This is a genomic window from Mesorhizobium sp. M0207 (genome assembly GCF_040321995.1).
Taxonomy (GTDB): domain Bacteria; phylum Pseudomonadota; class Alphaproteobacteria; order Rhizobiales; family Rhizobiaceae; genus Mesorhizobium.
The window spans coordinates 338,863-351,624 of sequence record NZ_JAMYSQ010000001.1; the positions used below are offsets into that span (position 1 = coordinate 338,863).

A 12,762-nucleotide genomic window follows, 5' to 3' on the forward strand; every position below is an offset into this window, starting at 1 on the left:
CTGGCACCTTTCAACCGGCAATTTCGGGCACCGGACTGGACCAATTCGATGAAGCATTTTTTCAATCGCAGGGATACGATCGTAACTGAGGCCCTGGACGGCTTCCTCGATACTACCGGCGCCGGCGATCTCGCTCGCCTCGCCGGCTATCCCGAGATCAAGGTCATTCTCCGCGCGGACTGGGATAAGACCAAGGTTGCGGTCATTTCCGGCGGCGGGGCCGGGCACGAACCTGCCCATGCCGGCTTTGTTGGCATTGGCATGCTGACGGCGGCGGTTTCGGGCGAGATCTTTGCTTCGCCGAGCGTGGAAGCGGTATTGGCCGCCATCCGCGCGGTGACCGGTCCCGCCGGGTGTCTGCTGATCGTCAAGAACTATACCGGCGATCGCCTCAACTTCGGCCTGGCAGCCGAGAAGGCGCGCGCCGAAGGCTTCCGGGTCGAGATGGTGATTGTCGCCGACGATATCGCCCTGCCGGACATTGCCCAGCCGCGTGGCCTGGCCGGCACCTTGTTCGTGCACAAGATCGCCGGCCACCAGTCGGAAGCCGGCATTGACCTGGCGGCGATTGCCGGGGCGGCGCGGGCAGTGGCGGCGGATATCGTTTCGCTCGGCATATCGCTGTCATCCTGCTCGATCCCCGGCCAGAGCCATGAAGAAAGATTCGGGGCGGACGATGCCGAACTCGGCCTCGGCATCCATGGCGAACCGGGCGTTGAGCGGATTGCGGTGCAAAGTGCCGAAAGGCTGGTTGCGATCATGTCGGAGCGCCTTGCCGCGCGGCTTGATCCGGTCAGCCACTACGCCTTGCTGATCAATAATCTCGGTTCGGTGCCACCGCTGGAAATGTTGCTTGTCGCCAATGCGGTACTGGCTTCACCGCTGGCGCAAAAGGTGACGCTGACAATCGGGCCCGGGCAGCTTATGACCGCGCTCAACATGAACGGCTTTTCCCTGTCGCTGATCCGGCTCGATGCGTCGCGCGAAGCGGCGTTGCGGGCGCCGGTAGGCCCCCACGCCTGGCTGCCGGCAAGAGCCGTTCGCCAAGCCAGCGTCGTGCCGATGGCCAAAGCCGCCGGCCCGAACAACGCGTCGAAAGCCAGCCAGGACGCACGCACCGACCGGTTGGTTGTCGCGGTCTGCGAACGGCTGATCTCGCTTGAAGGCTCGTTGAACGGACTGGATGCCAAGGCGGGAGACGGTGACACCGGATCGACAGTGGCGGCCGGTGCGCGCAGTGTGCTTGGCCGCATTGCAACACTGCCGCTCGCTGACCCTGCCGCAACGCTCGCCGTCGTCGGCGACATCCTGAGCGCCAGCATGGGCGGCTCTAGCGGCGTGCTGTTGTCGATCTTCTTCACCGCCGCCGCGCAGGCGCTGGAGTCTGGCGAAACGCTTCCCAAGGCGCTTCTCGCCGGCCTCGATCGGATGTCCTTCTATGGTGGAGCGAGGGTCGGCGATCGCACGATGATCGATGCCCTGGAACCCGCCTTGAGGGCGCTGGATAGGGGGAGTCTGGAAGATGCGGCGGTCGCGGCGCAACGCGGCGCCGAGGCCACCGCTGCCATGCGCAAGGCCAAGGCCGGGCGGTCCGCTTATATTGGCAGCCAGCTCGACGGCGTGGTCGACCCCGGCGCCTTTGCCGTCGCCGAGGTCTTCACTGCCCTCGCTGCGTTGCTCGAACCCGCTTGACTGGGGAAAAGAATGCTTCAATTGCCGGATATGCAATTTTCTCGTACTGCCGGCAGCGCAGGGGCCAGGAGCATGGGTGATATGGCGGCAGCGGATATTTCCAGGCTGATCGAGGCGGCGGCAAACACGATCGCCGCACATGCCGACGAGCTGACCAGTCTCGACCAGGCCATCGGCGACGGCGACCATGGGCTCAACATGAGACGCGGCTTCGAGGCAGTGCGGGCCGAGGCCGGCGCGTTTGCGACAAAGCCGTTGCCCGAGGCGCTGAAGGCGATCGGCACCAAACTGGTGATGACCGTCGGCGGAGCCTCCGGTCCGTTGTTCGGCACGCTGTTCATGGCGCTCGGCAAGGAGATTTCCGCCGCGCCGGGTCGCGCCGACCTGGCGGCGGCCTTCGGCAAGGCGATCGAAGCGGTTGCCGCCAGAGGCAAGTCGCAGGCCGGGCAAAAAACCATGTTAGACGTGCTGCAGCCGGTGCATGAGGCCCTGCTGCAGGGAAAGACGGCAGCGGACATCGTCGAGATCGCCGACAACGCGGCCGACGCGACCGTGCCGATGAAGGCGCTGCGTGGGCGCGCCTCGTTCCTTGGCGACCGTTCGATCGGTCATATGGATGCCGGCGCACGCTCGACTGCGCTTCTGGTGCGGGCCGTAGCCGAGGCAATCGAGAGGCGCGCATGAGCAATGTCGGCATCGTCATCGTATCGCATTCGCCGCTGGTCGCCGAAGGCACCGCCGACATGGTGCGGCAGATGGTCGGCAACGAAGTGCCGCTTGCATGGTGCGGGGGAAACGGCCATGGCGGGCTGGGAACCAATGTCGAGGCGATCATGGACGCCATCGACAAGGCCTGGTCGGAGGCGGGGGTCGCGATCCTCGTCGATCTCGGCGGTGCCGAGACCAATAGCGAGATGGCGGTCGAGATGATCGGCGAACCACGCGCCCAGAAGATCATTGTCTGCAATGCGCCGATCGTCGAAGGCGCGGTGATGGCGGCGACCGAGGCTTCCGGCGGCGCCTCGCTCAGGGAAGTGGTGGCGACGGCGCACGAATTGTCGCCGTCGTGAACGAACGGGAATTTTGACAAGCATGTCCGCAGCAGCCGAAGCCAGCGTCCTGATCACCCATGAGGTGGGACTGCATGCGCGTCCTTCGGTGAAGTTCACCAAGCTTGCCAAGACGTTTTCGGCCGACGTCGAGATTGCGCTCGCCGCCAACGGGCCATGGTTCGACGCCAAGAGCATCGTCAAGGTGATGGCGGCGAAAGCGCCGAAAGGCACTGTCCTGCATATCAGAGCCAAAGGGGACGGCGCCGGCGAGGCGGTCGGCGCACTGGTCGAGCTGGTGCGGCGCGATTTCGACGAAGGCAAGGACCATGCCCGAACCGCTTAGGCTGCAGGGCATTTCGGCATCGGCCGGCTATGCCGAGGGGCCGCTGTTCAATCTGGACCAGGCTGCTGTGCGTTATGTCCGCAAGGCGACTGCCGCGGACGAGAAGGCGGCGCTTGAGGCCGCCATCTCCATTGCCGCAGGCCGGCTCGCGACATTGATGGAAACCAGCGACAGCGAGGCGGCCGGTATCCTCGAATTCCAGCTCGCCATGCTGGAGGACGACGCGCTGACCGGCTCGGCCTTTGAGCGAATTGCCGAGGGCATGGCTGCTGATGTGGCTTGGCGAAAAGCGCTCGACGCCGAGATAGCCGGCTATGAAACATCCGAGCAGGACTATTTCCGGGCGCGCGCGGCCGACATGCGCGACATACGCGACCAGGTGCTACGCGCGCTTGCCGGGGGCGGCGACATTGCCGCGCCGGCAGGTGCGATCTTCTACGGCGAGGATATCGCACCGACGCGCTTCCTCGAAACCGACTGGAGTGCCGGCGGCGGCATAGCACTTACGGCCGGAAGTGCCGCAAGTCATGTCGCAATGCTGGCACGCTCACGCGGCGTGCCAATGGTGGTGGGGTTGGGGCTCGTAGCGCGTGGGGTAGCCGGGCCCGGTGCTTCGCCGGCTCACCTTGCCGGAATCGCACTGCTCGATGCCGAACATGGCGGCATCGTGTTGGCGCCTTCGAAAGTGGAGATCGACGCATTCCGGCGATCGTCGTCGTCTTTCGCGGCGCATCGCGACAAAGCGGCAGCCTATTTGACAAGGCCGGCAGCAACGAAGACCGGCATAGCGGTCCACGTGCAGGTGAATATTGCCGATCCGTCCGATGTCGACCGCATCGATGCTGCGGCGTGCGACGGTGTCGGGCTGATGCGGACCGAATTCCTGTTCGGCAAGACGCTGCCGGACGAGGAGACGCAATATCGCGCCTACCGTAGAGTGCTGGAATGGGCAGGCGACAGGCCGGTGACGATCCGTACTGTCGATGCGGGCGGCGATAAACCTGTGCCGGGCCTGACCGTCGAGGAAGGTAATCCATTCCTTGGCCTGCGCGGGATCAGGCTGTCGCTGATGCGTCCGGAGGTCTTTGGTGTGCAGATCCGCGCCTTGCTACGTGCCGCCATGCACGGCAATCTGAAGGTGATGTTCCCGATGATCGCCGTTCCGGAAGAGTATGAACACGCCACCGCGCTGTTCGCTGAGGAGCAGGCTGACCTTTTGGCGCGCGGCATCGCGCACAAAATGCCGCCGCTTGGCATCATGGTCGAGGTGCCGTCGGTGGCCATCGCACCGGAGGCATTCGCCAAGGCCGCTTTCTTCTCGATCGGTTCGAATGATTTGACCCAATACGTGATGGCCGCCGCGCGCGACAATGCGTCGGTCGCACATTTGAATTCCGTCAGGCATCCGGCCGTGCTCCGGCTGATCGCCTCGGTTGCCGCCTTCGGCCGCGAGCATAATATCCCGGTCAGCCTGTGTGGCGATGCCGGCGGCGACCCCGCCTCGATCCCGGCGCTGCTCGAAACCGGCCTGCGTGACCTCTCCGTCGCTCCCGCCCAACTCGCGATGGCCAAGGCGGCCATCGCGGACGTTTCGATCTAGGCCCCGGTATGGCAGACAAGGCGTCGCAATCCGGCCCCGAAGAGGCGATCCGCGCCTACAAGACGATCCTGTCGCAGGTGATCGACCAGCGCCCGTCCGGCATGCGCCAGCGCCTCGCCGATGCGCTGGGCAAGCATCGCAGCTTCGTCACGCAGATTTCCAGCCCGGCCTATTCGACGCCGATCCCGTCGAAGCATTTGCCGGCTATCTTCTCCGTCTGCCATTTCAGCCCGGCCGAACGCGATCATTTCCTTGAGGCCTACCATCGGGCGCATCCGGGAAAGATGTCGCTGGCCGCAGGCTTGCGCAAGACACGCCATGTCTCGCTGATCGTTCCCGATTTCGGCGACGACAAGCAGAACGCGGCGCTCGACCGGGCGGTCAACGATTTCATCCAGAAGATCACCAGCATCGCCGGCAAGGGCAGCTGACGCTGGGCTATTTCGGGAGGACGGCCATGAAGAAATTTTTGAATTCGGTCGATACGGTGCTGACCGAGAGCCTCGACGGCTTCGTTGCCGCGCATGCCGATATCCTGGCGCTTGGCGCGGAACACAGATTTGTCCGCCGCAAGCTGCTCACACCGGGCAAGGTGGCGCTGATCTCCGGCGGTGGCTCGGGTCACGAGCCGCTACATGGCGGGTTCGTCGGGCACGGCATGCTGGATGCGGCCTGCCCCGGCCAGGTATTCACCTCGCCAACGCCTGACCAGATGATGGCGGCGGCCGAAGTCGTCAATACGGGCGCCGGCTGCCTGTTCATCGTCAAGAACTACGAGGGCGACGTGATGAATTTCGACATGGCCGCTGAAATGTCGGAAGGCGTGATGCAAATCGTGACCAATGACGACGTTGCGGTCGAAAACTCGTCCTACACCACCGGCCGGCGCGGCGTCGCCGGCACGCTGGTGGTCGAGAAAATCGTCGGCGCGGCGGCCGAACAAGGCATGGCACTGGAGCCGTTGAAGGCGCTCGGCGAGCGCGTCAACGGCGCGACGCGCTCGATGGGCGTGGCGCTGACCAGTTGCACCGTGCCGGCGGCGGGCAAGCCGACCTTCGATATCGGCGACGGCGAGATGGAGTTCGGGGTCGGCATCCACGGCGAGCCTGGGAGGCGGCGCGACACATTGAAAAGCGCCGATGCTATCGCCGAGGAGATCTGTACCGCAATCCTGGGTGACCTGGGCGACGGTGCCAGAGGCCAGGCGCTACTCTTCGTCAACGGCTTTGGCGGCACACCGTTGATGGAGCTTTATCTGATGTACAACAGCGCCCGCAAAATCTTCGAGAAGCACGGCGTGACGGTGATCCGGTCGCTGGTCGGGTCCTATGTGACCTCGCTCGATATGGCCGGCTGTTCGATCACGCTGAGCATGCTCGACGACGAGGCGGCTGTTTGGTGGGATGCACCGGTACATACGGCCGCGCTGCGCTGGGGCATGTAGCGGCGGAGAATGCCCCAGAAATAGTCGGTGACAAGACCGGTACCGGCAACGCCGCGCATCGCCAGACAGTTGCCCTCCTCACCCTGCGTAAGATAAAGAATCTGCGGGTTTGGGGAGTTCGAGCATGCGTTACAATTGGGATCGGGCGCCGACGGGTTTCGAGCGCCATGGAAAGGTGCTGGCAGCCGCCTTGCTGATCGTCGGCGGGGTCGGACTTATGCTCGCTGCCCTCCCGCTTTAGGGACAACAAACTCGGGTAGCGGACTACGTCTCAGCGCGTTGCCTCAGTGCGCCTGGCCAGTCACGGCGATGAAACGGCGGTCGCGCCCTTCAAATCCCTGGCTGAAGCGCTGCACGAGCACCGCAAGCACGCCCGGTTTTCCATCCGGGGTGAATGCGTAAGATTCCGACAGGCTGTAGGAAGTCGGGCAATTCCTCGAACCGGGCACCGCCTTGTCCTCATGCAGCAGCTTGATCGGCTTGCCGTCCTGACCCTGCAGCGTCAGGCGAAAGCCGAGCGCCTTGCCGGTCGTTTCGCCTTGCAGCGTCGCGTCGAAACTCGCTGAACAATCCGCCGTGCTGTCGGCACGGATCTGCTCGAGCTGGATGGTGCCAAGCTCGTCATAGGCCGGCGAAAGCCATTTTTGCGAAACCTGCTCGAGGCGCGCAATGTCATTGTAGGCGACCATGTCGTCGGGAAAGGTGAACCTGTCCAAGGCAGTCCGCTCGCCGCGCGGCGCGATGGCATATTTGGCCAGCAAGGGCGCCGCCAGTTCGGCGGCCTGTGCCCTCGCCTGCGCAAGCGTCAATGTCGAATCCTCCGTCTCGTCGGCGATGACGATCGGCTTGCCGCCGACGAACTCATCGGTCCGCGTGTCGATGATGTCGATCTCCGACCAGCCCGAATCCGAAGCACCGGCATCGAGCGTGCCGTACTGTTCGAAGGCGAAGTAGTTGCCGTCTGGCGAAAAGCCGATGACGCGCCGAGCCGCCGCGTCGCCTGCCTGAGCAGCTGAAGCGAGCACCACCGCCAGCGTCGCAACCGCGGCAAACCCAAGCTCATATCGCAATTTCATCGCGCCCTGCCCCTAATGCCGAAAATTCGAACGATACCGGCCCCCAGACCACCATGACCCGCACTTGCGGCCAAGTTAGAACGACGGCAAACGAAACGCACAAATACATGGTTACACAAACCAGCATACGCTATTTCAAGGACAGCAAACATTCCTGGGGAGGAAGCTGGATGGCGTCACGCTACCACGAGGTCTATGACGACTGGAAACGCGACTCGGAAAAATTCTGGGCCGATGCCGCGGGCGAAATCGACTGGTTCTCGCCCTTTGAGACGGTGTTCGACGCCAATGCCGGCGTCTATGGCAGGTGGTTCATTGGCGCCTCGTGCAACACCTGCTTCAATGCCGTCGATCGTCATGTGGCGGGCGGCCGTGCCGACCAGATCGCGTTGATCCATGACAGCGCGATTTCCGGCACAATCAGGAAGTTCACCTATACCGAGTTGAAGCGCGAGGTGATCGCGCTGACCTCGGTGCTCAAGAATCGTGGCATCCAAAAAGGCGATCGCGTCATCATCTACATGCCGATGGTGCCGGAAGCAGCCTTCGCCATGCTTGCCTGTGCGCGGATCGGCGCCGTGCATTCGGTGGTCTTCGGCGGCTTTGCCTCGCATGAGCTCGCCACCCGCATCGACGACGCCAAGCCGAAGCTGATCATCTCCGCTTCCTGCGGCCTGGAGCCAGGGCGCGTGGTTGCCTATAAGCCGCTGCTCGACAAGGCGATCGAGATGTCGCGGCACAAGCCGGAAAGCTGCCTTATCCTGCAGCGCGACCAACTGCGCTGCGAACTCAGGGAAAACCACGATATCGACTATGCCGACGCCGTGGCGCGGGAGCGGGCCGCGGGTGCCAATGTCGACTGTGTTCCGGTGCTTGCCACCGATCCGCTCTACATCATCTACACGTCGGGCACGACCGGCCAGCCGAAGGGAATCGTGCGTGACAATGGCGGCCATATGGTCGCGCTGAAATGGTCGATGGAAAACGAGTTCGGCGTCAAACCGGGCGAAGTGTTCTGGGCGGCTTCCGATGTCGGCTGGGTGGTCGGCCATTCCTATATCGTCTACGGCCCGCTGCTGCATGGCTGCACAACGATCCTGTTCGAGGGCAAGCCGGTCGGCACGCCCGATGCCGGCACCTATTGGCGTGTGATCGCCGAGCATGGCGTCGTCGCGCTGTTCACCGCGCCAACCGCCTTTCGCGCCATCAAAGGACAGGACCCGAAGGGCGAATTCGTCCCGAAATACGACCTGTCCAAATTCCGGACGCTGTTCCTCGCCGGCGAGCGCGCCGATCCCGAAACCATCAAATGGGCGGAGCAGAAATTGACCTTGCCGGTGATCGACCATTGGTGGCAGACCGAGACCGGCTCGCCGATGACCATCAACCCCGCCGGACTGGGCCTGTTGCCGGTCAAATACGGCTCGCCCGGCGTGCCGATGCCCGGTTATGACATCCGCGTGCTCGACGATGCCGGGCATGAGGTCAAGCGTGGTACGCTTGGCAATGTCGTGGTGAGATTGCCGTTGCCCCCCGGCTGCCTGCCGACGCTGTGGAATGCCGACGAGCGGTTTCGCCAAGCCTATCTCGACGAGTTCCCCGGCTTCTACAAAACCGCGGATGCCGGCATGATGGACGAGGACGGCTATCTCTATGTCATGGCTCGCACCGACGACATCATCAATGTCGCCGGCCACCGGCTATCGACCGGCGCCATGGAGGAGATTCTGGCCGCGCATCCCGACGTCGCCGAATGCGCCGTCGTCGGTATTGCCGATGCTATGAAAGGCCAGGTTCCACTCGGCTTCGTCGTGCTGAATGCCGGCGTCGACCGCGACGCCGGCATCATCGAAAACGAGGTTGTCACCCTAGTGCGCGAACGGATCGGCCCGGTCGCTGCCTTCAAGACGGTGGTGACGATCAAGCGCCTGCCGAAGACGCGCTCCGGCAAGATCCTGCGCGGCACCATGCAGAAGATCGCCGACAAGGAGGAATGGGCCATGCCGGCAACGATCGACGACCCGGCCATCCTCGACGAGATCACCGCCGCGCTGAACCGCCGCGGCATCGGCCTGTAATGGGCGCCGAAGCCGAGTTGCGTCCGAAGCTCCGGTATGGAACGACCGGCGCCGGACGTGGTATCCACGCGCGGTGTCGTCATGTTGTTTCGGAATCGAGACGCACCCACAGCCATGCGAGACGCCATACGTGACCCTGTTCCAGCGATCGAGAAAGCCCCAGGCCGCGGCACGCCAGCGGCTGGAGATCGATATGCGGGGCGCAGTCGTCTATGCGATCGGCGACGTGCATGGCTGCTACAAGGAACTCCGCGCCCTGGAGCAGAAGATCGTGCTCGATTCGGCGCCCTTCGAAGGGCGCAAGCTCATAATCATGCTTGGCGACTACGTCGATCGTGGACGCCAGTCGGCGCGTGTGCTCGATCATCTGCTGGCGCCACCGCTCCGTGATTTCCAGCGCATCTGCCTTGCCGGCAACCACGAAGTCGTGATGCTGAACTACGTCGACGGGATCATTTCGAGAGAGTCGTGGCTGGCGATAGGCGGCCTGCAAACGCTGTTTTCCTACGGCGTCGACCCGTCGCGCATGGCCGATCTCTATGGGTCAAGCGAGGAGGTCGACAAGCGCATTCGGGAAGTCATTCCAGCCGACCACATTAGCTTCATGCGCGCGCTGCCGGTCATGGTCTGTTCGGCGAAATTCGTGTTCGTCCATGCCGGCATCAGGCCCGGCATCGACCTCGCCGCGCAGGACGAGGACGACCTGCTGAATATCCGTTCGGACTTCTTCGACGCTGCGCATCTTCTCGACCGCTATGTCGTGCACGGACATACGCCGGTCGACACTCCGAAGCTCGAGGGACGCCGGCTTGGCATAGACACCGGCGCCTTCCAAACCGGCCAGCTGACCGCCCTCAGGATCGTCGACAACCGCGCCAGGTTGATATTTTCCTGAGCGCGATGTCGTCGCTCAGGCGGCTGCCTTGGTGCGCGCTTCCGATTTTTCCAGATAGTAGCTCGAATATTTGTCGAAGAATTTTTCCGAGCCGCCGATCGCGCCATATTTGGCCAGCTTCTTCAGTTCGACCTTGTTCAGCACCGCGCCAATGATCTTCTTGGCGATGTAGGGCTCCGAGCTGAGCATGGATTGCACCATCGCACGCGGCGTGCGTCCCCATTCGGTGACCAGCACGAAGCCGTCGACAAGCGGAGCGAAGGCCTTGGCGTCGACGACAGGCCCGAGCGGCGGCAGATCGACGATGATGTATTCGAAGGTTTCCTTGGCGTTATCGATGAAACGCCGCATGCCGGCTGAAGACAGAAGCTCGCTGGTATGCGAAAACTGGCCACGCAGGACGGCCGGGATGATAGCCAGCTTGGTCTGCCGGTCGATCTTGCCGACCGACTGCCATGTCTGCCCGCTCACCACAGCTTCCATCAGGCCCTGCTCGGCCTCCATACCGAGGCTGCGGCTGAGGCCGGGATTGCGCAGGTCGCCGTCGATCAGCAGCGTTTTCGATCCGTTGACGGCAAGCAGCCCGGCAAGATTGGCCGCCACCGTCGACTTGCCCTCGCCGGGAAGCACCGAGACCACGCCGATGACCCGGCTGCCCTGGCCTTCCATGACGACATCGAAGGCGATCTTGGCGTTGCGCAGCGTCTCGGAGAACATCGATGCCGGGGCATCGACGGTTACCCGCATCCGCGCACGTTTTTCGGCTGCCGACAATGTTTTGGAGGGCTGGGACTTGGAGGACCTGGCGGTCTTGGATTCAACGACTTTGACGTCAGGCTGACCGCCATTGCGCTGGTCATCCTTGCCAGCCTTGCCGATGACCGGCAGGTAGCCGAGGAATTTGAGGCCGACCCGGTCGCGCACATCCTCGCCGGTCCTGAAGAAGCGTTCCCTGAATTCATTCAGGCCACCAACTCCTGCCCCCAGCATCATGCCAAGCGCCAGCGAAAGTCCCAGCACGATGGCTGTGCGGGGGGTTGCGGCCGACTGCGGCATCGTCGCGTCCGAGATGACCCGGATCTTGCCGACCGGGAAGGATTGCTGCTGGGCGGCCTCCTCATAGCGGTTCAGGAACGTCTGGTAGAGCGTCGACAGCGCCGTCGCCTTTTGGTCCAGCTCACGCAGCTTGACCTGCGACTGGTTGTCGATGGAGCTCTTGCCAGCCGCCAAGGCGACATTTGCGCGGAGCGCGGTTTCGCGCGCCAGAGCGACCTCGTATTCGTTGCGGTAGCTTTCGGTCAGTTGCTTCAGCTCGCCGAAAATCTGCGCCGATATGTCGGCCTTCTCCTTGGCGAGCGCGACGGCCTGCGGATGTTGCGGGCCGAAATTGGCTTCGACATCCTGCTGTCGCTTGGATACGGTGAGATAGCGGTTCTTCAGCGTCGTGATGACCGAGCTGCTCGGCTGGTCGTTCGATATCGCAGCGTCCTTGAACGCGTTGTCCGAGCCGCTTTCGACGATCGACTTGTACTGCTGATAGCGGGCGCCGGCACGTGCTGTATCGGCCTGCGCGACGATCAGCTGGGTGTTGAGATCGGACAATTGCTTGTCGCTGATCAGCTGGCCGTCATTGACGGCCAATCCGTGTTCGGCCCTGAACTTTTCGACCGCCAGTGCAGCCGCCTGGGAGCTCTCACGAAGCTCGGTCAGCCTGCCTTGCAGCCAGACCGCCGCCCGCTCGGTCGCGTCGAAGCTGGCATCGAGTTGATCGGCTAGATAGGCATCGGCATAGGCCTTGGTGATGGCGGTCGCAAGCGCCGGATCGGTCGCCTGAAAGGAGATGCTGATGACAAAGCTCCGGCCGATCCGCTCGGCATCGAGTTGGGTCTGCAGTTTGAAGATTGCGTAGTCACGGGGCGATGAGGATGCGGTGATCGCGTCACGCGTCGCAGCATCAAGCTGAGTGACATCGGTTGTGCTAGCGGCGCGCTTGGGGCGGACAGACTGGACGATACTGCGCACAAAGCCAGCAACCTTCGACAGGGCCGATGTCGGAGGGTTCATGAAAGCGTCGTTCTGATCGAGCTTCAGCTTGTCGACGACCACCCCAGCCAGCCTGGCCGACTGTAGTATTTCGATCTGGCTCAGAACGGCGGAGTCGGTCTGCATGCTGACCGACGCCGCCGAAATGTCGTCGACGACCTTGTTCAATCCTTCGTCGATCAGCACGCTGCTCGTCGCCACATAGGTAGGAGGCGTCGTCTGCAAATAGAGCACGCCGAGAAAGAGACCGATGACGGCGCAGGCGGCAACCACTTTCGCCTGCCGCGCGGCCATGCCAAGCAGGCGCTCGATGTCGATGAAGTCTTCGGCGTTTGCCGCATTAGAAGCCGGCAATGGCGTCCTCTTGTCGACAGGAAAATTGGCATAGTTCATCTTCGGTCCAATTCTAGTTTGCAGGCGCTACCGCCTCGAAGGTCGGGACATAGGGTGCAAACCTTGCGCCGGACAGTGCGCGTTACGCGCGGCGCAACGGCCTGTCCTGCGTCATCAGCCGCACCCACAATGCCTCGAAAAAATGG

Annotated in this window: 11 protein-coding genes; 9 read left to right on the forward strand and 2 right to left on the reverse strand. The window is 63.2% G+C overall.

Annotation, left to right across the window (positions count from 1 at the left end):
* Positions 1 to 48 precede the first annotated feature (48 nt).
* From NKJ15_RS01580 to dhaK, 7 genes are all read left to right on the forward strand, one after another.
* On the forward strand, positions 49 to 1,692 hold the full coding sequence (locus tag NKJ15_RS01580; RefSeq protein WP_352813819.1) for a dihydroxyacetone kinase subunit DhaK: 1,644 nt from the start codon (positions 49 to 51) through the stop codon (positions 1,690 to 1,692).
* 81 nt (positions 1,693 to 1,773) lie between these two features.
* Positions 1,774 to 2,376: a dihydroxyacetone kinase subunit DhaL gene (gene dhaL / locus NKJ15_RS01585; protein ID WP_352469938.1), complete on the forward strand. Its 603-nt coding sequence runs from the start codon at positions 1,774 to 1,776 to the stop codon at positions 2,374 to 2,376.
* Positions 2,373 to 2,762, forward strand: a complete 390-nt coding sequence (dhaM, locus tag NKJ15_RS01590) for a dihydroxyacetone kinase phosphoryl donor subunit DhaM (protein WP_352469937.1) — start codon at positions 2,373 to 2,375, stop codon at positions 2,760 to 2,762. The genes dhaL and dhaM overlap by 4 nt, the downstream gene beginning before the upstream one ends.
* Positions 2,763 to 2,784: 22 nt before the next feature.
* Positions 2,785 to 3,087 carry an HPr family phosphocarrier protein gene (locus NKJ15_RS01595; protein WP_023676329.1) on the forward strand — a complete coding sequence of 101 codons (303 nt, stop codon included), beginning with the start codon at positions 2,785 to 2,787 and terminating at the stop codon, positions 3,085 to 3,087.
* Positions 3,071 to 4,687, forward strand: coding sequence for a phosphoenolpyruvate--protein phosphotransferase (ptsP, locus tag NKJ15_RS01600; RefSeq protein WP_352813821.1), 1,617 nt, complete (start codon positions 3,071 to 3,073; stop codon positions 4,685 to 4,687). The genes NKJ15_RS01595 and ptsP overlap by 17 nt, the downstream gene beginning before the upstream one ends.
* Before the next feature lie 8 nt (positions 4,688 to 4,695).
* Positions 4,696 to 5,118, forward strand: a complete 423-nt coding sequence (locus NKJ15_RS01605) for a hypothetical protein (protein WP_023676327.1) — start codon at positions 4,696 to 4,698, stop codon at positions 5,116 to 5,118.
* A 26-nt stretch (positions 5,119 to 5,144) separates the two neighbouring features.
* Positions 5,145 to 6,131 carry a dihydroxyacetone kinase subunit DhaK gene (gene dhaK, locus NKJ15_RS01610; RefSeq protein ID WP_352448464.1) on the forward strand — a complete coding sequence of 329 codons (987 nt, stop codon included), beginning with the start codon at positions 5,145 to 5,147 and terminating at the stop codon, positions 6,129 to 6,131.
* A 284-nt stretch (positions 6,132 to 6,415) separates the two neighbouring features.
* Here dhaK and NKJ15_RS01615 read toward each other — a convergent pair whose 3' ends face one another.
* Positions 6,416 to 7,207: a DUF2259 domain-containing protein gene (locus NKJ15_RS01615; RefSeq protein WP_352454688.1), complete on the reverse strand. Its 792-nt coding sequence runs from the start codon at positions 7,205 to 7,207 to the stop codon at positions 6,416 to 6,418.
* 170 nt (positions 7,208 to 7,377) lie between these two features.
* Here NKJ15_RS01615 and NKJ15_RS01620 point away from each other — a divergent pair, with 170 nt between their 5' ends.
* Positions 7,378 to 9,285 carry a propionyl-CoA synthetase gene (locus NKJ15_RS01620; protein WP_352681427.1) on the forward strand — a complete coding sequence of 636 codons (1,908 nt, stop codon included), beginning with the start codon at positions 7,378 to 7,380 and terminating at the stop codon, positions 9,283 to 9,285.
* A 193-nt stretch (positions 9,286 to 9,478) separates the two neighbouring features.
* Positions 9,479 to 10,180 (forward strand): metallophosphoesterase family protein, encoded by a 702-nt coding sequence (locus NKJ15_RS01625; RefSeq protein WP_352813824.1) that lies wholly within the window; start codon positions 9,479 to 9,481, stop codon positions 10,178 to 10,180.
* Between the two features lie 15 nt (positions 10,181 to 10,195).
* Here the strand turns inward: NKJ15_RS01625 and NKJ15_RS01630 are convergent, their stop codons facing one another.
* Entirely contained in the window at positions 10,196 to 12,616 is a 2,421-nt protein-coding gene (locus NKJ15_RS01630; RefSeq protein ID WP_352813826.1) for a polysaccharide biosynthesis tyrosine autokinase, read from the reverse strand.
* Positions 12,617 to 12,762: the final 146 nt, after the last annotated feature.